Source organism: Micromonospora chalcea, assembly GCF_028768405.1.
Lineage (GTDB): Bacteria > Actinomycetota > Actinomycetes > Mycobacteriales > Micromonosporaceae > Micromonospora > Micromonospora chalcea.
Map to the genome: position 1 here is coordinate 3,862,128 of NZ_CP118233.1, position 19,890 is coordinate 3,882,017.

Here is a 19,890-nt window from a genome sequence, read left to right on the forward strand (position 1 = left end):
ATCACCCGCAACGGTAAGAGCCTAGTATCTCGCCGGGGAGGGGGTCGATCGTGCTCCGACAGCAGGACGTGGGACACCGGATCGTGGTCCGCCGGATTGTGGGGATTCGTGAGGGCCGCACGCTGTTCTCCGACGCGCTCGGCGAACTCGTCGAGCTGAGCGAGACCCACATCACCCTCGCCACCGACGCCGGTCCGCTGCGCGTACCGGTCGCCGAGGTGCACCGGGCCAAGCGGGTGCCGCCGGCCCGCCGCCCCACCGCCGCCGCCGTGGTCGCGCTGGAGCTGGCCGCCGACGAGGCGTGGCCCGCACCGGTACGCGGACGGCTCGGCGACTGGCGGCTGCGCTGGGCCGACGGCTGGACCGGCCGGGCCAACAGCGCGCTGCCGGTCGGCGACCCGGACCGGCCCCTGCCCGCCGCGCTGGACGCGGTGCAGCGCTGGTACGCCGAGCGGGGCGGCACCGCGCTGGTGAACACCCCGCTGCCGCTGGCCGCCCCGGTCGGCGCCGAACTGGACGCGCGCGGCTGGACGGCCCGGCCCCCGGTGCTGGTGCAGACCGTGCCGCTGCGCGCCCTGGCCGCGCCGCCGGACGCCGGGCTCGCCGACACGCCGCCGGATGCCGACACGCCGACCGCCGGCCCGGACGGCCCGCCGCCGCTCGCCGGTCCGGACGGCACGCCGCCGGTGACGCTGGCCGGCGCGCCCGCCGACGACTGGCTGGCGATCGCCGCCGGTCGCAAGGGAGGCCTGCCGGACGCCGCGCGGCACGTGCTCACGGCCGTCGACCGGGTCCGCTTCGCGGAGCTGCGGATCGACGGCCGGCTGCTCGCGGTCGGCCGGGGCACGGTGACCGGCGAAGGCCGCTGGCTCGGCGTCAGCCTGCTCGAAGTGCTGCCCGAGGCGCGTCGGCGCGGATTCGCCGTCGCGGTCGTCCGCGCCCTGGCCCGCTGGGGCGCGGACGAGGGCGCCACGCGGGCGTTCCTCCAGGTGGAGCAGAGCAACACCGGCGCGGTCGAGCTCTACCGCCGGCTCGGGTTCACCACCCACCACACCTACCTGACCCGGGTCGCCCCGGCCGCCTGAACGGCCGGAGGGTCAGCGCCGGACGACCCGGCGCGGCCGGGACCGCTTCATCTCGGCGTACCGCTTGAGCTGCCGGGACCGGTAGTCCCGGCCGAGCGCGGTGAGGATCAGGTAGCCGACCAGCACACCGGCGGCGGTGGCGGCGAGATAGAGCCAGATCTGGGCGAAGAAGAGACCGGCGCCACCGCCGAACGGGTTCTCCCCGACCACCAGCGGACCGACGAACACGGTGAGCGCCAGCGCCACCCCCACCGCGGCGGCCAGGTCACCGGCCAGGCGGCCGAGCGGACGGTCGGCCCCCCACCGGAACGCGACGCCCGCCAGGATCAGCCCGATCACCAGGAACATCGCCAGCGACACCCGGTCGGACGCGGCGTCGTCGTCCGGGAACGCGAATCTGGTGACCAGCCGGGCCACCACGTTCACCGCGAACAACGCGGCCGCCAGCACTCCGACCGCACGCCACCGCTGACCCATCGCACGCCTCCCGCCGTACCGCCCGCTCCCTCGGCGGGCCTCTGGCAGGAATGTCTACCACCGTCGCCTGTGTGGCGTCAGCACCTCACCGGACAGGGGGCGGCGTCACCAGGTGCCGGAAACCGACCACCGCGAACGTGACCGCGCCGGCCACAATCAGCGCCAGGCCGAGCACGTTGTCGCCGACCAGCGCGAGATCACCCTCGACGGTCCGGACACCGCCCGCCACGATCACCACGAACCACGGCAGCGCGGCCAGCACGACCGCCCAGCGGCCCCCCGTCGACCGGTGCCCGAACGAGCCCAGCAGCACCGTCGCCGCCACCACCACCGGCACGCCGACGACCACCGCGCCCACCCCGACCAGCGCCTGCGCCGCGCCGGAACGGCCCTGCACCAGCTCCCAGGCCCAGGTCGAGAAGATCAGTTCGAGCAGCGCGAGCAGCACGCCGCCCCAGACCGTCAGCACGCCGCCGGTCACCCGCAGCGCGCGGTCGAGCGTCCGCTCCGCCCGGCTCGGCGGCGCGGCCTCCGGTGGCGGCTCGGCAACTGTCGACACGGGTACGGCCGGCAGCGTCACCGGACACCGGCCGCCGCGACCGGGGACCGATCCGCGGCGTCCGGGGCGATCCCGGCGAAGAGGTCGTCCTCCCAGCCGTACGGGCCATGGCCGGGCCCCTTCTCGCCCACCGCGAGCGTGAAGTACTCGACGCCCATGAACTCGCCGCCGAAGTTCCCGGCGATCGAGTAGAGCCACGAGTTGGCCGGGATCTGGGTGGCGTGGGCCCGCATCGCCGCCTCCTTGGCGGCGTGCTGCTCGGTGCCGTCGATCCGGGCGGCGATCTCCGCGTCCGGCGTGCCGAACGGCAGCTCGTCGGCGCTCTCGATGCCGGCGAACGGGTTGTCCGAGGACTCGGTGAACGTCTCCAGCCCGGCGTCGAGCACGCTGCGCGGCATGGCCGTCCAGTAGACCTTCGCCGGGGCGATCCCCTCGGCCGCGGCCAGCTCCACGCCGCGCATCGCCACCCGGTGCGCCTGGATGTGGTCCGGGTGGCCGTAGAAGCCGTTCGGGTCGTACGTGACGAGCACCTGGGGACGGACCTCGCGGATGACCTCCAGCAGGTGCCCGGCGGCGACGTCCAGGTCGGCCTGCCAGAACGCCCGCGGGTGCTCGTTGGTGGCCATGCCCATCATGCCCGAGTCGCGGTAGCGGCCCGCGCCGCCGAGGAACCGGTGGTCGGTGACGCCGAGCGCGGCGCAGGCGTCGGCCAGCTCGCCGATCCGGTAGCCGCCGAGCTGGTCCGCCTCGGCCGCGCAGAGCTGGGCCAGCGCCGGGACGTGGATCTCGCCCTCCTCGCCCAGCGTGCAGGTGACGAGCGTGACGTGGGCGCCGGTGGCGGCGTAGTGCGCCATCGTCGCGCCGGTGCCGATCGACTCGTCGTCGGGATGCGCGTGGACCAGCAGAAGGCGTCGGTCGGGCAGCGTCGTCACGCCCGTCACTCTAACCGGCGGTCCTGCCCGCTCGACGGTGATGCGTCCGCTCAGGTCGGCCACATCACCTCCGGCGCGCGCCTACGCTGCAGGCGTGGACTTTCCCGAGCTGGCCGCCCGTACCCGTCGGTTCAGCCACGGGGCGCCGCGCGCCGTCACCGTCTCCGGCGACGGCGCCCGGGTCGTCTTCCTGCGCTCCGCGGGACCGGAGGACCCGGCCGACGCGCTCTGGCTGCTCGACATCGACAGCGGCGAGGAACGCCTGGTCGCCGACCCGGCGGTGCTGCTGGGCGCGGACGCCGATCCGGCCCGCCTGTCCCCGGGTGAGCGGGCGCTGCGCGAGCGGCTGCGGCTCAGCTCCGGCGGCATCGGCTCGTACGCCCTGGACGCGGCCGGCCGGGTGGCCGCGTTCGCGCTGGCCGGGCGGCTGTTCCGGGCCGACCTGGTGCACGGCGACGTGGTCGAGGTGGCCACCGGCGGGCCGGTGATCGACCCCCGGCCCGACCCGACCGGCGAGCGGCTGGCCTACGTCACCGACGCCGCCGAGGGCGTACGCCGGGGCCAGCTGCGGGTGGTGGAGCCGGACGGTACCGACAACCTGCTCGCCGGTGAGGACAGCGGCGTGACCTGGGGGCTGGCCGAGCACATCGCCGCCGAGGAGTTCGACCGCTACCGCGGCTACTGGTGGGCGCCGGACGGGCGCAGCGTGCTGGCCGCCCGGGTCGACGAGTCCCGGCTGGAACGCTGGTACCTGCACGACCCGGCCGACCCGGCGAGCCCGCCGACGTCGCTGGCGTACCCCGTCGCGGGTGGCCCGAACGCGGAGGTCAGCCTGCACCTGCTCGACCTCGACGGCGGCTGGGTCGACGTGCACTGGGACCGGGAGACCTACCCCTACCTGAGCTCGGCGGACTGGTCCGACGGCGGGCCGCTGATCACGGTGCTGCGCCGCTCGCAGCAGCACGGCCTGGTGCTGGCGGTGGACCCGCGCACCGGGGAGACGCAGGTGCACGCCGAGCTGGCCGACCCGCGCTGGGTGGAACCGATCCCCGGCACCCCCGCCCACCTGCCCGACGGGCGGGTGCTGGTCGGCGGCGAGCTGGCCCACGACGGGTACGACGCACGCTGCCTGTTCGCCGACGGCACGCTGCTCACCCCGCCCTCGCTGTACGTGCGGCGGGTGGTCGGGCGGCTGCCGAACGGCCCGGGCACGACCGCGGACCTGCTGGTCGAGGCGAGTGAGGGTGAGCCGAGCCAGCGCCACCTCTACCGGGTGCGGACCACCATCGGCGGCGGCATGGACGCCCGCCGGATGGGCAGCGACCCCGGCTGGCACACCGCCTCGATCGGCGGCTCCACGCTGGCGGTGGGCATCGCGTCGCTGGAGCACCCCGGCGTGCGCTGGCGGGTCTGGCACGGCGACCGCGAGGTGGGTGAGCTGCGCTCGCTGGCCGCCACCTGCTCGTACGCGCCGCGCCCGACGATGGTCCGGGTCACCGACCGGCGGCTGCCAAGCGCGGTGCTCTACCCGGCCGAGCACGTCAAAGGCACCCGGCTGCCGGTGCTGCTGGACATCTACGGCGGCCCCGGCCACCAGGAGGTGGTGGCGGCCCGCAGCGTCTGGCTGGAGCGGCAGTGGTGGGCCGAGCAGGGCTTCGCGGTGGTCACCATCGACAACCGGGGCACCCCCGGCATCGCACCTTCGTTCGAGAAGGCGATCCACCGCCGGGTCGCCGACGTGATCCTCACCGACCAGGTGGACGCGCTCACCGCGCTCGCCGACAAGCACCCCGACCTGGACCTGGAACGGGTGGCGGTGCGCGGCTGGTCGTTCGGCGGCTGGCTGGCCGGGCTCGCGGTGCTGCGCCACCCGGAGTTGTTCAAGTGCGCGATCGTCGGCGCGCCGGTCACCGACTGGGCGCTGTACGACACCGCGTACAGCGAGCGCTACCTCGGCATGCCCGACGACGGCATGGACGTCTACGCCCACCACTCGCTGGTCGAGCTGGCCGCCGAGCCGCTCGGCGACCCGGCGCAGGCCCGGCCGATGCTGCTGGTGCACGGCCTGGCCGACGACAACGTGCTGGCCGCGCACACGCTGCGGCTGTCCGCGGCGCTGCTGGCGACGGGCCGCCCGCACGCGGTGCTGCCGCTGACCGGGGCGAGTCACCTGGCCGCGGGCGGGGTGTCCGAGCGCCTGCTCCGGCTGGAGCTGGACTTCCTCCGCCGCTACTTGTAAGGAAGGGCCCCCTGTTAACGCCTGCGGTAGAGGAAGGGCCCCCTATTAACGCCGCGCGTTAACAAGGGGCCCTTCCTTGCAGAGCTACTGCTTGACGTACGCGTTGACGAAGCTGGGCCAGCCGAAGATGCTGCCGATGAAGATGCCGCCGGCCTTCTCGCCGTGCGCCACGGAGACCACCTCGTTGTAGAGCGGCACCGCCGGCGCGGACTCCTTCATCAGCTTCTCGTCCAGCTTGCTCCACTCCTCGGCCTGCTTGGCCGGGTCGAGGGCCAGCACCCGGTCGAACTCGGCGTTGATCGCCTCGTTGTTGAGCTGGGACGTGTTGCTGTTGCCCTCGGCCTTGAGGCTGCGGCCGTCGAAGAGCACCGGCAGGATCGAGGCGCCGCTGGGCCAGTCGGCCGCCCACGAGTCGACCCACAGGTCCCACGGGTTGCTCTTCTTCTTCACGAAGTCGAGGTAGCCGTCCTCGGGGATCGGCTTGACGGTGACCGTGAAGCCGGCCTTCTCCAGCGCGTTCTTGACCTGGGTGGCGGTCTCCTGCGAGGCGGTGTCGTCGGAGGTGCCGAGCACCAGGTTCACCGACTTGCCGCCCAGCGTCTCCTTCGCCTTCGCCGGGTCGCCGCTCTCACCGGCCGGGTACGCGTCGAACTTCTTGTACCCGAGCGTGGTCGGGGGCAGCAGCGTGGTCAGCGGCACCGCGCCGTACGGGCCGCCGAGGTTCTTGGTGATGCTGCTGCGGTCGATCGCGTAGTTGATCGCCTGCCGCACGGACAGGTCGGTGACCCGGGTGGTGTTGATGCTCAGCCGGTAGGCGTTGGGCGTCGCCGCGACGATCATCCGCGCCTTGAGCGCCGGGTCGCCGGTCACCTTCGCGATCAGCTCGGGCGGCACGCCGCCGGTGGCGACCGCCGCCGCGTCGTTGCCGGTGCCGGCGAGGACGCGGTTGGTCTGGGTGGTGTTGTCCGAGCCGAGCGACCAGACGAACTTGTCCGGGTACGCGTGCCGCACCGGGTCGGTGGCCGGATCCCAGTTCGTGTTGCGCTCCAGCACCATCTCCACGCCGGGCTGGATCTTGGTGAACCGGTACGGCCCGGACGAGAACGGCATGTTGTCCAGGTTGACGCCGGTGTCCTTGTCCGGCGGCAGCGGCGCGGTGGCCGGCAGCGACACCGCGAACGGCAGGTCGCAGCGGGGCTTGTTGAACTCGAAGCGCAGCGTGCGCGGGTCCGGCGTGGTCAGGCCGGGCGGCAGCGAGGTCTTGTTCTTCTTGAAGTCCCACTTGGTGTCGTACTGCGGGCTGTCGGCCAGCCACTCCTGCAGGTAGGTGGGGCCGCCGGTCAGGTCCGGGTCGAACGAGCGGGCGATGCCGTACGCGATCTCCTTGGAGGTGATCGGGCGGCCGTCCTCGAACTTGACGCCCTCCTTGATCGTGAACTCCCAGACCTTGCAGTCGTTGTTCACGTTCTTGCCGGGCGTCTCGGCGAGGTCGCCGACCAGCGTGACGTTGCCCTTGCCGTCGTCCTTGAAGGTGGTGAGGAACCGGGCGTAGAGCTGGCTGCCCATCAGGCCGGCGAACGAGTAGACCCGCTGCGGGTCCAGGTGGGAGATCTTGCTCTCGCGCAGGATGTAGAAGGTTCCGCCCTTGGCCGCGCCGGGCACCTCGGCCGCCGGGCCGAGCGAGTCCTTCGGGTCGGTCGCGATGGCGCCGCTGCGGGGCTTGTTCGTGTCCGCGGTGTCGCCGTTGTCGCCGGTGTTCTTGCTGCACGCACTGAGGGCGACCACCAGTGCCATCGCACCGCCCACGGCGGTGGCGAGTCTTGCTCGCATACTCAACTCCTCGGGTCCGATGAAGGAAAGCTTCGCCTAGCTTTCACTCGCGGTAAATTTCGAGCAGATAACGGGGGCACAACGATCGACCACCGGCGACGCCCGGATCAGCCCAGACGCACCCGTGGATCGATGAACGCGTACAGCAGGTCGACCACGATGTTCGCCACCACCACGAACAGCGCCGACACCAGGACGGTGGCCATGATGGTCGGCAGGTCGCCCTGGCGTACCGCCTCCACCGCCGTACGCCCCAGCCCCTGGATGCCGAACGTCGTCTCGGTGATGACGGTGCCGCCCAGTGCCGCGCCCACGTCGAGCCCGGCGATCGTCACGATCGGCGTGATCGCGGCGCGCAGCGCGTGCCGTCCGTACACATTGCGTTTCGCCACGCCCTTGGCCCGCGCGGTCCGCACGAAGTCCTCGGAGAGCGTCTCCAGCATCTGCGCCCGGGACAGCCGCGCGTAGATCGCGGAGAAGAGCAGCGCGAGCGTCACCCACGCCAGCACCAGGCCGCGCGCCCATTCGATCGGGTTCTCCAGGAACGGCACGTAGCGGGGTGTCGGCAGGATCTTCAGCGAGTACACGAAGACCAGCAGCAGCACGGCGCCGACGAAGTAGAGCTGCAGCGAGGCGAACGTCAGCGTCAACCCGATCGAGATGCGGTCGAGCAGCGACCCCCGCCGCAGCGCGGAGATCATCCCGAGCCCCACGCCGAGCGCCAGCCAGAGCACCGCCGCCGGGAGCACGATGTTCAGCGTCACCGGCAGCACCCGGGCGAACGTGTCGGTCACCGCCTCGCTGTTGACGTACGAGTAGCCGAGGCAGGGCGCCTCGCACTTGCCGCCCTGCGCGCTGCCCAGGTCACGGCCGACGAAGATGCCCTTCATGTAGTTGACGTACTGCGTCGGCTTCGGGTCGTTGAGCCCCAGCTCCGTGCGTACCCGCTCCAGCCGCTCGGCGTTGCAGTTCTTCGGGCACATGCCGGTCACCGGGTCGCGGGGCAGCGCGAAGAACATGAGGAAACTGACGATGCTCACCGCGAGCAGCACCGAGACCGCGAGCAGCAGCCGCTTCAGCAGAAACCGCACCATGTCGTCAAACCCCCTACCGTGACGACTTCGGGTCGAGCGCGTCGCGCAGCGCGTCGCCGAAGAGGTTGAACGCCAGCACGAGCGCGAAGATGGTGATGCCGGGGAAGAAGACGTACGCCGGGTCGGTCTGCAGGTAGTCGATGCTGCGGTAGATCATCCGGCCGAAGCTCGGCACCGACTCGGGCAGCCCGACGCCGAGGAAGGACAGCGCCGCTTCGCCCGTGACGTACGACGGCACGGCGAGCGAGAACGCCACCAGGATCGGGGCCCAGATGTTCGGCAGCAACTGCCGGAACAGCATGTGCCCGAGCCCGGCGCCGCTGGCCCGCGCCGCCTCCACGAACTCCCGTTCGCGCAGCGACACCACCTGGCCCCGGACGAGCCGGGCCGTGCCGGTCCAGCCGAACGCGGCGAAGACCACGATCAGCGTGGTCACCGCGAACCACGTCGGCACCGCGTCCCGGGGGCCGTAGAAGCGCAGCGAGAACGTCGGCACCACGGCCAGCGCGAAGATGAGGAACGGCAACGCCAGCGCGACGTCCGTGATCCAGCTGATCACCGAGTCGACCACGCCGCCCAGGAAGCCGGCGACGATCCCGAGCACCACGCCGATGGTCGTGGTGACCAGCGCGGCGCCGAGCGCGATCAGCAGCGACGTCCGGATGCCGTAGATCATCCGGATGAAGATGTCCCGGCCCAGGCCCGGTTCCAGCCCGAACCAGTGGTCACCGCTGACGCCGCCCACGTAGCCCAGCGGCATGCCGGTGGCGTCCAACAGGTCACCGAACTGCTGGTTCGGCGACACGCCGTACAGCCGCTGGATCAGCGGCGCGGCCACCGCCGCCAGGATGAACAGGGCCAGCACGACACCGCTGACCATTGCGGTACGGTCGCGCCGCAGCCGGGCCCAGACGAGCTGGCCCGGTGAGCGGCCGACCAGCCGCTTCTTCTCGTCCGGCTCCTGATCGGAGGACTCGATCTCGGCGAGCGCCGCGCCCTCGACCGGCGACAGGCTCATTTCGACACCTCCACGGGTTCGCCGGTCGGCATGCCGACCGGTCCGCTCTCCGGGTAGTGGCAGGCGGTGAGCTGCCCGCCGTCCCGGGTGGTCAGGGCGGGTTCTTCGGTGGCGCAGTGGTCGGTGGCTTTCCAGCAGCGGGTACGGAAGCGGCAGCCCGATGGCGGGTTGAGTGGGGTGGGGACGTCGCCGGTGAGGCGGATCCGGCCGGCGGGCCCGAGCGTGGAGACGTCGGGGATCGCGGACAGCAGGGCTCGGGTGTAGGGGTGCTGCGGCCGGGTGTAGATGGTGTCGCGGTCGCCGATTTCGACGATCTTGCCGAGATACATGACGGCGACGCGGTGGCAGAAGTGGCGGATGACGGCGAGGTCGTGGGCGATGAACACGAACGCCAGGTCCAGGTCGCGTTGCAGGTCGCGGAGCAGGTTGATGACCTGCGCCTGGATCGACACGTCCAGCGCCGAGACGGGTTCGTCGGCGACGATGAGCTTCGGTTTCAACGCGAGGGCGCGGGCGATGCCGATGCGTTGGCGCTGCCCGCCGGAGAACTCGTGCGGGTACCTGTTGTAGTGCTCCGGATTCAGCCCGACCAGTTCCAGCAACTCCTGGACCCGTTTCTTCACGCCGCCGGGCGGGGTGATGCCGTTGACCTGCAACGGCATCGCCACGATCCGCCCGACCGTGTGGCGGGGGTTCAGTGAGGCGTACGGGTCCTGGAAGATGATCTGCAGGTCCTGCCGCAACGCGCGCAGCTCACGCCGCCCGCCGTGGGTGATGTCCCGCCCGGCGAACTCGATCGTCCCGGCGGTGGGTTCCAGCAGCCGCACGAGCATCCGCCCGGTCGTGGTCTTCCCGCACCCGGACTCCCCGACCAGGCCGAGCGTCTCGCCGGGCCGCACGTCGAAGTCCAGCCCGTCGACCGCCCGCACCGCACCCGTGCTACGCAGGCCCTGCCGGACGGGGAAGTGCTTGGTCAGTCCTCGCACCGACAGCAGCGGCTCGGTCTCGGCGCTCATCGGGCCACCCCCACCTGCGCGACCTCGTCGCGGTAGATCCGCTCCCGGTCACCCGCCGGCAGGTGACAGGCGACCAGGTGACCCGGCACGCCGGCCTCCCGCAGCTCGGGCACCTCGGTGCGGGACCGGTCACCGTTCACGCCGGCCCACCGGCACCGCGGATGAAACGCACACCCCGACGGCAGATTGATCAGAGACGGCGGGTTACCCGGGATCGGCACCAGGTCCGCATCCGCGTCACCGTGCAACGACGGCACACTCGACAACAACCCCCACGTGTACGGATGCTGCGGCGCCCGCAACACCCGCTCCACACTCCCGTGCTCCACCGCCCGACCCGCATACATCACCAACACGTCATCAGCCACCTGAGACACCACACCCAGGTCATGCGTGATCAGAATGATCGCCGACCGGAACTCCGCCTGCAGATCCGCAAGCAGGTCCAGGATCTGCGCCTGCACCGTCACATCCAACGCCGTCGTCGGCTCATCCGCGATCAACAGCTCCGGATCATTCACCAGCGCCATCGCGATCATCGCCCGCTGCCGCATCCCACCCGAGAACTCGTGCGGAAACTGATCGAACCGCTTCCCCGGCTGCGGAATCCCCACCCGGCCCAGCATGTCCACCGCCCGCGTCCGGGCCTCCCGCCGCCCGGCCCTCGGGTGGTGCACCCGGTACGCCTCCGCGATCTGCCGACCCACCGAGTAGTACGGATGCAACGCCGACAACGGATCCTGAAAGATCATCGCCATGTCCCGGCCCCGCAACCGACGAATCTCCTCCTCACCCAGACCCACCAACTGACGACCACCGACCGAGATCTCCCCCGAAATGGTCGTCCGCTTCACGTTGTGCAAACCGAGAATCGCCAGCGACGTCACGCTCTTACCAGAACCGGACTCCCCCACGATCCCCAACGTGCGACCCCGCTCGACGGCGAACGACACCCCGTCCACGGCCCGCACCACACCGTCCTCGGTGTCGAACCGCACCCGCAGATCCCGGACCTGGAGATAGGGCCCGTCGCCGGAGCGCTGCTCCGGCACCTCCGGGCGGTCCGGCTCCCCGGACGGCACCGCCTCCGACCTGCCCATTGACCGCCTCCCCTTCGGTGATGAAGAGAACCTACAGGAAAACCCAGGAGGCGAAAATAAGCTACATCGAGCGGTCTGTCAGCGGCCTGAGCGTAACGACTGGGTTTCCGTCTCGCACGCCCGTCACCTGGGACATCCACACTCGCGACTGGCCGTCGCGGCCTCATCGCCGCACCCGGAGTGCGACCATGGTCCCGGTGACGAAGGGACCATTCCTGTCGGCACGAGGTGGAGGCGACCATGACCGCGGCGGTGTTCGGCCACGACGGCCCGTGGACCGAAGAGGAGTACCTCGCCCTCGGCGAGACGCGGCAACGCGTCGAACTCTTCGACGGGAGCCTGCACGTGACACCGGCACCGACTCCGCGGCACCAGCGAATCCAGCGGAACCTCGGCAACCTGCTGGAGGCCGCGGCCCGGCACGTCGGCCTGGAACTGCTGGAGACGGTGAACGTCCGGCTCCGGCCAGGCCGCATACCGATTCCCGACCTGGTCGTCACCGAGCCGATCGACTTCGACCAGCCGATGATCGAGGCGCGGGACGTTCGGCTCGTGTGCGAGGTCATCTCACCTGGTAACGCGGCAACCGACAAGGTGCTCAAGATGCACTACTACGCCGCCGCGGGCATCGAGTGGTACCTGCTGGTGGAGCAGGAGACAGGCACGCTGCACTTCCACCGGCGGCAGGGTCGGCACTACCGGGAGGTGTCGGTGACAAAGCCCGGTTCCCTGCTGGAGCTGACCGAGCCCGTCCGCGCCACGATCCGGCCGGAGGATCTCGTCCCCTGACGGATGTCGGTGGGCTCGCCTAGGGTCGGCGCATGAGCGAGCGTCAGCGAGCGAATCATCGGGGCAGCGCAAAGGTGCCTCATGCCGGCACGCAGCGCAGCGGAGTGCCGGCATGAGCGAGCGTCAGCAGGGCAACGGAGTGCCAGCATGAGCGAATTCGACGCGGCGACCGCTGCCGTCCAAGCCGCCCTCGACGCGGGCGCCCGCTACGCCGACGCCCGGGTCATGCACCGCCGCTACGAGTCGATGTCTGCGCGCAACGGCGACATCGAGGAGCTGAGCCAGGACGAGAGCATCGGGCTGGGCGTACGCGCGCTCGTCGGTTCGGGGTGGGGCTTCCACGCCGTACCCGATCTGTCCGACGCGGCGGCCAGCGACGCCGGCCGGCGCGCCGCGGCGATCGCCACCGCGAGCGCGCGGGTTCCCGGCCCGCCGATCGACCTGGTGCCTTCCGAGGCGGCGGTGGCGAGCTGGGCCTCGGAGTGCGCCGTCGACCCGCTCGGGGTGCCGCTGTCGGACAAGGGCGACCTGCTGGTCCGCGCCACCGCGACGATGCGCGAGCACGGCGCCGACCTGGCCGAGGGGCTCTACCAGATCTGGGACACCACGAAATGGTTCGTCTCCAGCGAGGGCCACCGGATCGACCAGCACATCCGGGAGTGCGGCGGCGGCATCTCGGCCACGTCGATCGGCGACGGCGAGACGCAGCGCCGGTCCTACCCGAGCTACCGCGGGCAATACGGCACGACCGGCTGGGAGCTGGTCACCTCGCTGGACCTGGCCGCGCACGCCGCCCGGATCGCCGAGGAGTCCCGCGAGCTGCTGACCGCGCCGCTCTGCCCGGCCGGCGAGACCGATCTGATCCTCGGCGGCGAGCAGCTCGCGCTGCAGATCCACGAGTCGGTCGGGCACGCCATCGAGCTGGACCGCATCCTCGGCTGGGAGGCGGCTTTCGCCGGCACGTCCTGGCTCGACCTGGCCCGCCTCGGCTCGCTGCGGTACGGCTCCGAGCTGATGAACGTGACCATCGACCCGACCATCCCCGGGGCGCTGGGCAGCTTCGGCTACGACGACGAGGGCTCCCCCGCCGTGGCCCGGGACGCGGTCCGCGAGGGGCGGTGGGTCGGGGTGCTCGCCGGCCGGGACTCGGCCGCCGTCGCCGGCCTGGACTACGGCGGCAGCGTACGGGCCGACGGCTGGGCCCGGCTGCCGATGGTGCGGATGACGAACGTGGGCCTGGAGCCCGGCCCGCACACGCTGGACGAGATCATCGCGGCCACCGACGACGGGGTGCTGATGGACATCAACCGGTCCTGGTCGATCGACGACAAGCGGCTCAACTTCCAGTTCGGCTGCGAGGTCGGCTGGGAGGTCAAGAACGGCCGCCGGGGGCGGATGCTGCGCAACCCGACGTACACCGGCATCGGGCCGGTCTTCTGGCGCTCGATGGACATGCTCTCCTCGGAGACGGTCGCCTGGGGCACGCCCAACTGCGGGAAGGGGCAGCCCGGCCAGGTCGGGCACACCGGCCATCCGGCCGCGCCGGCCCGGTTCCGCGGCGTCCGGGTGGGGGTGCGGGCATGAGCGAGCGAATCAGCAGGCTCAGGGCGACAGTGCCTCATGACGGCACGGAGCGAAGCGGAGTGCCGGCATGAGCGCCGAACTGGGGATCGCCGCCGGGGTGGTGGACCTGGTCCGACGTACGGCCGGTCCGGGCGCCGAGGCCGAGGTGCTGGTGACCCGCACCGACCTGGCCCTGACCCGGTTCGCCAACTCCTTCATCCATCAGAACGTGTCCGAGACCGGTGTCTCCGTACACCTGCGGTTGCACGTGGACGGGCGGACCGCGACCGGCAGCGGCAGCCGGGTCGACGCCGACGGGCTGGCCGCCCTGGTCGAGCGGACCCGGGCCGCGGCCCGGCTCGCGCCGCCCGACCCGGCCTGGCCGGGACTGACCGCGCCGACGCCGGTGCCGTCCGGCCCGGCCACCGACGAGGCCACCGCGTTCGCCTCGCCCGGCGAGCGGGCCGAGCGGGTACGCGCGTTCGTGGACGCGGTCGACGGGCTGGAGGCGGCCGGCTACTGCCGCACCGCGTACCGGTCGGGGGCGTTCGCCAACTCGGCCGGGCACACGGCGGCCGGAAGCGCGGCCGAGGCGGCCATGGACGGCATCGCCCGCGCCGGCGCCGCGGACGGGGTGGCGCGGCTCTGCGCCGACCGGCTCGCCGACCTCGACGGCGCGGCGCTCGGCGCGCACGCGGCGGCGAAGGCACGGGCCGCGGCCGACCCGGTCGAGCTGCCGCCCGGGCACTACGAGGTGGTGCTCGAACCGGCTGCCGTCGCCGACCTGCTGCAGAACCTCGCCTGGTTCGGCTTCAACGGCAAGCGGTACGCCGAACGGCAGTCGTTCGCCGAGCCGGGCACCGCCCAGTTCGACCCGCTGGTGACGCTGGTGGACGACCCGCTGCACGCCGGTACTCTGCCGTTCGACCTGGAGGGCACGCCGCGGCGGGCGTTGCCGCTGGTCGAGGGCGGCATCACCGGGGCGGTGGCGTACGACAGGCGCGGCGGCGCGGAGGCGGGCAGCGGGTCGACCGGCCACGGCATGCCGGGTAGCGCGACGTTCGGGCCGATCCCGCACAACATCCGCCTGCTGGCGGATCCGGGTGTCGCCGACGCGGACGCGACAGTCGCGGCCGGGCCGGTGAGCGCTGGCGTCACCGGAGCGGTGGGCGACCCGGACACCGCCGCGCTGGTGGCCGGGATGCGGCGCGGGCTGCTGGTGAGCGACTTCTGGTACACGCGGGTGCTGGACCCGAAGCAGCTGGTGGTCACCGGGCTGACGCGCAACGGGGTGTGGCTGGTCGAGGACGGCGTGCCGACCCGGGCGGTGCGCGACTTCCGGTTCACCGAGTCGTACCCGCGGGCGCTGGGGCCGGGGCGGGTGCTGGGCCTGGGCCGGGCGCCGGTCCGGCAGCCGGGCCGGGTCGACGGGTCCTGGTACGAGGCGCCGACGCTGCGGCTGTCCTCCTGGCACTTCACCGGCGGCGCGTCCGGGTGATCCGGCGCGTCGCCGGGCGCACCCGCGGCGCCGGTCGGCGCACCGTTCGACCGACCCGCCACATTGATCATGAACTGACTCTTTCCAAGCTGCGGGACACACGGGACACTGCGTTGCGCGGCCGGGCCGTGAAGATCGGCGTAACGTGTGTCACTTAGCCGCACCGGTTCGCCGGTGTGGCCTCGTGCGTGCGCAAGACGTGACAGTGACGTCAGGGAGATGACTCGAATGACAACTACGTCGGCCAAGACGCCGAGATCGCAGCCGCGGGGAGGGCGGGCGCGCGCCGCCATCGCGGCGAAGACGTTGCGGACCGACCGGTGGTGGTTCGCTCCGCTGATCACCGTGGTCGGGCTCAGCGCGTGGGTCATCTACGCGACGGTCCGGGTCTTCATGCACAAGTGGTACTGGGTGGAGCAGTACCACTACCTGACACCGTTCTACTCCCCCTGCGTCACCGACCGCTGTGTCGAGGGCTCCTCGCACTTCGGCCAGTTCCTGCCCGGCTGGTGGATCATCCCGGACGCGGCGCTCACCCTGCCGTTCCTGCTGCTGTTCCGCCTGACCTGCTACTACTACCGCAAGGCGTACTACCGGTCGTTCTGGCTGTCGCCGCCGGCCTGCGCGGTGCCGGACGGTCACCAGTCGTACAGCGGTGAGACGCGGTTCCCGCTGCTCGGGCAGAACCTGCACCGCTACTTCTTCTACGCCGCCGCGATCATCTCGCTGATCAACACCTGGGACGCGATCCTGGCCTTCCACTCCCCCGACGGCTTCGGCTTCGGCCTGGGCAACATCATCCTGGTCGGCAACGTGGTGATGCTGTGGGCGTACACGATCTCCTGCCACTCCTGCCGCCACATCATCGGCGGGCGGCTCAAGCACTTCTCCAAGCACCCGATGCGCTACAAGGCGTGGACCGGGGTGTCCTGGTTGAACGTCCGGCACATGCAGCTCGCCTGGATCACCCTGGGCACCCTGGCGCTCACCGACTTCTACGTGATGGCGGTCGCCGCCGGCTGGATCAACGACCTGCGGTTCATCAACTGAGAGCCTGGACATGACTGAGACGCGAATCGAACGACACCACTACGACGTCGTCGTGATCGGGGCCGGCGGCGCCGGCCTGCGCGCGGCGATCGAGGCCCGGTTGGCCGGCAAGAAGACCGCGATCATCTCGAAGTCGCTGTTCGGCAAGGCGCACACGGTGATGGCCGAGGGCGGCGCCGCCGCCGCGATGGGCAACGTGAACTCGCGGGACAACTGGCAGGTGCACTTCCGGGACACCATGCGCGGCGGCAAGTTCCTGAACAACTTCCGGATGGCCGAGCTGCACGCCAAGGAGGCGCCGCAGCGGATCTGGGAGCTGGAGACGTACGGCGCGCTGTTCGACCGCACCAAGGACGGGAAGATCTCGCAGCGCAACTTCGGCGGCCACGAGTACCCGCGCCTGGCGCACGTCGGCGACCGGACCGGCCTGGAGCTGATCCGTACGCTTCAGCAGAAGATCGTCTCGCTCCAGCAGGAGGACAAGCAGGAGTTCGGCAGCTACGACGCGCGGATCCGGGTCTTCTCCGAGACCACGATCACCGAGCTGCTGCTCGACGGCGACCGCGTCGCCGGCGCGTTCGGCTACTACCGCGAGTCCGGCGAGTTCATCCTCTTCGAGGCGCCCGCCGTGGTGCTCGCCACCGGCGGCGTCGGACGGTCCTACAAGGTCACCTCGAACTCCTGGGAGTACACCGGGGACGGCCACGCGCTGGCGCTGCGCGCCGGGGCGACGCTGATCAACATGGAGTTCCTCCAGTTCCACCCGACCGGCATGGTCTGGCCGCCCTCGGTGAAGGGCATCCTGGTCACCGAGTCGGTGCGCGGCGACGGCGGGGTGCTGAAGAACTCCGAGGGCAAGCGGTTCATGTTCGACTACGTCCCGGACGTGTTCCGCAAGCAGTACGCGGAGACCGAGGAGGAGGCGGACCGCTGGTACACCGACCCGGACAACAACCGGCGTCCGCCGGAGCTGCTGCCCCGTGACGAGGTCGCCCGCGCGATCAACAGCGAGGTCAAGGAGGGCCGGGGTACGCCGGCCGGCGGCGTCTACCTGGACATCGCCTCCCGCAAGTCGGCGGAGGAGATCCGCCGCCGCCTCCCGTCGATGTACCACCAGTTCAAGGAGCTGGCCGACGTCGACATCACCAAGGAGCCGATGGAGGTCGGCCCGACCTGTCACTACGTGATGGGCGGCGTCGAGGTCGACCCGGACTCCGGCGCGGCGTACGGCACGGTGCGCGGGCTCTACGCCGCCGGTGAGGTGTCCGGCGGCATGCACGGCTCCAACCGGCTCGGCGGCAACTCCCTGTCCGACCTGCTGGTCTTCGGCAAGCGCGCGGGCGGGCACGCGGCCACGTACACCGATCAGCTCACCAGCCGCCCGGCGGTGTCGGTGGCGGCGGTGGAGGCCGCCGTGGAGACGGCGCTGGCGCCGTTGCAGCGCGACACCGGCGAGAGCCCGTACCAGCTCCAGCAGGACCTCCAGGCGGTTATGGGCGACCTGGTCGGCATCATCCGGCGCGAGGGCGAGCTCGCGGACGCCATGCGCCGGCTGGCCGAGCTGCGGGAGCGGGTGGCGAAGGTGAGCGCGGTCGGCGGCCGGCGCTACAACCCGGGCTGGCACCTGGCGCTGGACCTGCGCAACATGCTCGTGGTCTCGGAGTGCACCGCGATGGCGGCGCTGGAGCGGCAGGAGTCGCGCGGCGGGCACACCCGGGAGGACTACCCGGCGATGGACCCGAAGTGGCGGCGGGTCAACCTGGTCTGCTCGCTGGACGGGGACGCGGTCCGGCTGACCCACAAGCCGCTGCCGAAGATGCGGCCGGAGCTGATCGGGCTGTTCGACCGGGCCGAGCTGGCCAAGTACCTGACCGACGAGGAACTCGCCGAGTTCGACGCCCTCACCGAGGAGGCGAACACTGATGGGAAGTAAGCGCCAGTTCCGCATCTGGCGGGGCGACGAGACCGGCGGCGACCTGAAGGACTACACGGTCGAGGTGAACGAGGGCGAGGTGGTCCTCGACGTGATCCACCGGCTGCAGGCCACCGAAGCGCCGGACCTGGCGTGCCGGTGGAACTGCAAGGCCGGCAAGTGCGGCTCCTGCTCCATGGAGATCAACGGCAAGCCGCGGCTGGGCTGCATGACCCGGATGTCGACGTTCGAGGAGTCGGAGACCGTCACGGTCACCCCGCTGCGCACGTTCCCGGTGATCCGGGACCTGGTCACCGACGTCTCGTTCAACTACGAGAAGGCCCGGGAGACCCCGGCGTTCGCGCCGCCGGCCGACGTGGCGCCCGGCGACTACCGGATGCAGCAGGTCGACGTGGAGCGCTCGCAGGAGTTCCGCAAGTGCATCGAGTGCTTCCTGTGCCAGAACGTCTGCCACGTGATCCGGGACCACGAGGAGAACAAGCCGGCGTTCTCCGGCCCCCGGTTCTTCATCCGGGCGGCCGAGCTGGACATGCACCCGCTGGACGCGCGTACCGACCGCCGGGAGTACGCGCAGTCCGACATGGGACTCGGCTTCTGCAACATCACCAAGTGCTGCACCGAGGTCTGCCCCGAGCACATCAAGATCACCGACAACGGGATCATCCCCATGAAGGAACGGGTCGTCGACCGCAGGTACGATCCCCTTGTGTGGCTCGGTAACAAGATCTTCCGGAGGGGTCAGGTGCCTCAGACCAGCGCGACCAGCGGGCATTCCAGCGGTGCCGTCACGTCCGGAGGGGCGCACGGCGGGGCGCACGCGCACTCCGGCGGAACGCACTCGCACGGCGGGGTGCACTCGCACGCGGGCGGCTCGCACGACAGCGCCGCCGAGCGTCAGGCCCAGCAGGGCGTCAACTGGCACCGCGAGGTGCCGCACCCGACCGCCCCGGCGGTGGACGCCAACGGCAAGCTGCCGCTGACCGAACTGACGTTCAACCGGGCCGCCGCGCCGTCGCCGTTCGGCGACGACGTGACGTTCCCGCTGCCCCCGGAGCACCTCAACTTCGCCCACCCGCAGCAGGACGAGCCGAAGCACTGAACGACAGCACGACGACGGGGGCCAGCGGCACACGCCGCCGGCCCCCGTCCCGTTCCGGCCCGGTTGTCCGGTCCGGAGCCTCAGTCGGACGTGGCGAGCAGCGGGCGCAGCGCGGCCACGATCGGCACGTCGGCCGGAAGCCAGTCGACGCTGTCCAGCTCGGCGGCGGAGAGCCAGCGCAGCTCCGCGTGCTCCAGGGCCTTCGGCTGGTCGCCGTGCAGCAGGCGGGCGGCGTAGACGCGCAGCACGGACCGGCCGTGCGCCATCCGTACGTCACGGCCGACGCGGGCGCCGACAGCCACCCGTACGCCCAGCTCCTCGGCGCACTCGCGGGCCAGCGCGTCGGTCTCGGCCTCACCCGGCTCGACCTTCCCGCCGGGGAACTCCCACCGGCCCGCCACCTCGGGGGGCGCGGAGCGCTCGCACGCCAGCACCCGGCCGCCCTCGATGATCGCGGCCCCGACGACCACCCTCGGCTCCCGCCGGTCGGCGTGTCCGTCCCCGCTAATCCGTTCGGTCCGCACGGGCCACCAGCGTGCCAGATCAATCGGCGGTTTGGGTAGCTGCGTCGGCCGTCAGGTCAGCAGAACACGGAAGTGTGGGCGTGG

17 protein-coding genes are annotated in these 19,890 nt (G+C 71.6%); 8 read left to right on the top strand and 9 right to left on the bottom strand.

Features of this window, described 5'->3' with window-relative positions:
* Positions 1–50: 50 nt before the first annotated feature.
* Positions 51–1,085, top strand: coding sequence for a GNAT family N-acetyltransferase (locus PVK74_RS16830; protein ID WP_104115156.1), 1,035 nt, complete (start codon positions 51–53; stop codon positions 1,083–1,085).
* A 12-nt stretch (positions 1,086–1,097) separates the two neighbouring features.
* Here PVK74_RS16830 and PVK74_RS16835 read toward each other — a convergent pair whose 3' ends face one another.
* The 3 genes from PVK74_RS16835 to mshB all read right to left on the bottom strand — a co-directional run bounded on the left by PVK74_RS16835 (position 1,098) and on the right by mshB (position 3,062).
* On the bottom strand, positions 1,098–1,562 hold the full coding sequence (locus PVK74_RS16835) for a hypothetical protein (protein ID WP_043328434.1): 465 nt from the start codon (positions 1,560–1,562) through the stop codon (positions 1,098–1,100).
* Positions 1,563–1,647: 85 nt separating this feature from the next.
* Complete coding sequence (locus PVK74_RS16840; protein ID WP_043328433.1) at positions 1,648–2,142, bottom strand: hypothetical protein; 495 nt, start codon at positions 2,140–2,142, stop codon at positions 1,648–1,650.
* Entirely contained in the window at positions 2,139–3,062 is a 924-nt protein-coding gene (gene mshB, locus PVK74_RS16845) for an N-acetyl-1-D-myo-inositol-2-amino-2-deoxy-alpha-D-glucopyranoside deacetylase (RefSeq protein ID WP_176722736.1), read from the bottom strand. The genes PVK74_RS16840 and mshB overlap by 4 nt, the downstream gene beginning before the upstream one ends.
* Before the next feature lie 85 nt (positions 3,063–3,147).
* Here mshB and PVK74_RS16850 point away from each other — a divergent pair, with 85 nt between their 5' ends.
* Positions 3,148–5,292 carry a prolyl oligopeptidase family serine peptidase gene (locus tag PVK74_RS16850; RefSeq protein ID WP_043328429.1) on the top strand — a complete coding sequence of 715 codons (2,145 nt, stop codon included), beginning with the start codon at positions 3,148–3,150 and terminating at the stop codon, positions 5,290–5,292.
* Positions 5,293–5,376: 84 nt separating this feature from the next.
* On the opposite strand, the gene PVK74_RS16855 is transcribed toward PVK74_RS16850, so the two are convergent.
* The 5 genes from PVK74_RS16855 to PVK74_RS16875 form a co-directional block, all read right to left on the bottom strand.
* A complete protein-coding gene (locus tag PVK74_RS16855) occupies positions 5,377–7,122 on the bottom strand; it encodes an ABC transporter substrate-binding protein (protein ID WP_043328427.1) in 1,746 nt (581 codons plus the stop codon).
* Positions 7,123–7,229: 107 nt separating this feature from the next.
* The gene (locus tag PVK74_RS16860; RefSeq protein ID WP_043328426.1) at positions 7,230–8,216 is read right to left on the bottom strand and encodes an ABC transporter permease; all 987 of its coding nucleotides are present in this window, start codon (positions 8,214–8,216) and stop codon (positions 7,230–7,232) included.
* Between the two features lie 13 nt (positions 8,217–8,229).
* Positions 8,230–9,234 (bottom strand): ABC transporter permease, encoded by a 1,005-nt coding sequence (locus PVK74_RS16865; RefSeq protein ID WP_064447917.1) that lies wholly within the window; start codon positions 9,232–9,234, stop codon positions 8,230–8,232.
* Entirely contained in the window at positions 9,231–10,250 is a 1,020-nt protein-coding gene (locus PVK74_RS16870) for an ABC transporter ATP-binding protein (protein WP_274476760.1), read from the bottom strand. Before PVK74_RS16870 ends, PVK74_RS16865 begins: the two co-directional genes overlap by 4 nt.
* Complete coding sequence (locus tag PVK74_RS16875) at positions 10,247–11,350, bottom strand: ABC transporter ATP-binding protein (RefSeq protein WP_274476761.1); 1,104 nt, start codon at positions 11,348–11,350, stop codon at positions 10,247–10,249. The genes PVK74_RS16870 and PVK74_RS16875 overlap by 4 nt, the downstream gene beginning before the upstream one ends.
* A gap of 240 nt (positions 11,351–11,590) precedes the next feature.
* On the opposite strand from PVK74_RS16875, the gene PVK74_RS16880 reads away from it, so the two are divergent.
* The 6 genes from PVK74_RS16880 (at position 11,591) to PVK74_RS16905 (ending at position 19,282) form a co-directional block, all read left to right on the top strand.
* Positions 11,591–12,139 carry a Uma2 family endonuclease gene (locus tag PVK74_RS16880; RefSeq protein WP_274476762.1) on the top strand — a complete coding sequence of 183 codons (549 nt, stop codon included), beginning with the start codon at positions 11,591–11,593 and terminating at the stop codon, positions 12,137–12,139.
* Between the two features lie 147 nt (positions 12,140–12,286).
* On the top strand, positions 12,287–13,723 hold the full coding sequence (locus PVK74_RS16885; protein WP_274476763.1) for a TldD/PmbA family protein: 1,437 nt from the start codon (positions 12,287–12,289) through the stop codon (positions 13,721–13,723).
* A gap of 67 nt (positions 13,724–13,790) precedes the next feature.
* Entirely contained in the window at positions 13,791–15,200 is a 1,410-nt protein-coding gene (locus tag PVK74_RS16890) for a TldD/PmbA family protein (protein ID WP_274476764.1), read from the top strand.
* A gap of 228 nt (positions 15,201–15,428) precedes the next feature.
* Positions 15,429–16,250, top strand: coding sequence for a hypothetical protein (locus PVK74_RS16895; RefSeq protein WP_043328416.1), 822 nt, complete (start codon positions 15,429–15,431; stop codon positions 16,248–16,250).
* A gap of 10 nt (positions 16,251–16,260) precedes the next feature.
* Positions 16,261–18,183 carry a fumarate reductase/succinate dehydrogenase flavoprotein subunit gene (locus tag PVK74_RS16900; protein ID WP_043328415.1) on the top strand — a complete coding sequence of 641 codons (1,923 nt, stop codon included), beginning with the start codon at positions 16,261–16,263 and terminating at the stop codon, positions 18,181–18,183.
* Positions 18,173–19,282, top strand: a complete 1,110-nt coding sequence (locus PVK74_RS16905) for a succinate dehydrogenase/fumarate reductase iron-sulfur subunit (RefSeq protein ID WP_043328414.1) — start codon at positions 18,173–18,175, stop codon at positions 19,280–19,282. The genes PVK74_RS16900 and PVK74_RS16905 overlap by 11 nt, the downstream gene beginning before the upstream one ends.
* Before the next feature lie 80 nt (positions 19,283–19,362).
* On the opposite strand, the gene PVK74_RS16910 is transcribed toward PVK74_RS16905, so the two are convergent.
* On the bottom strand, positions 19,363–19,806 hold the full coding sequence (locus PVK74_RS16910; RefSeq protein WP_176722802.1) for a (deoxy)nucleoside triphosphate pyrophosphohydrolase: 444 nt from the start codon (positions 19,804–19,806) through the stop codon (positions 19,363–19,365).
* Positions 19,807–19,890: the final 84 nt, after the last annotated feature.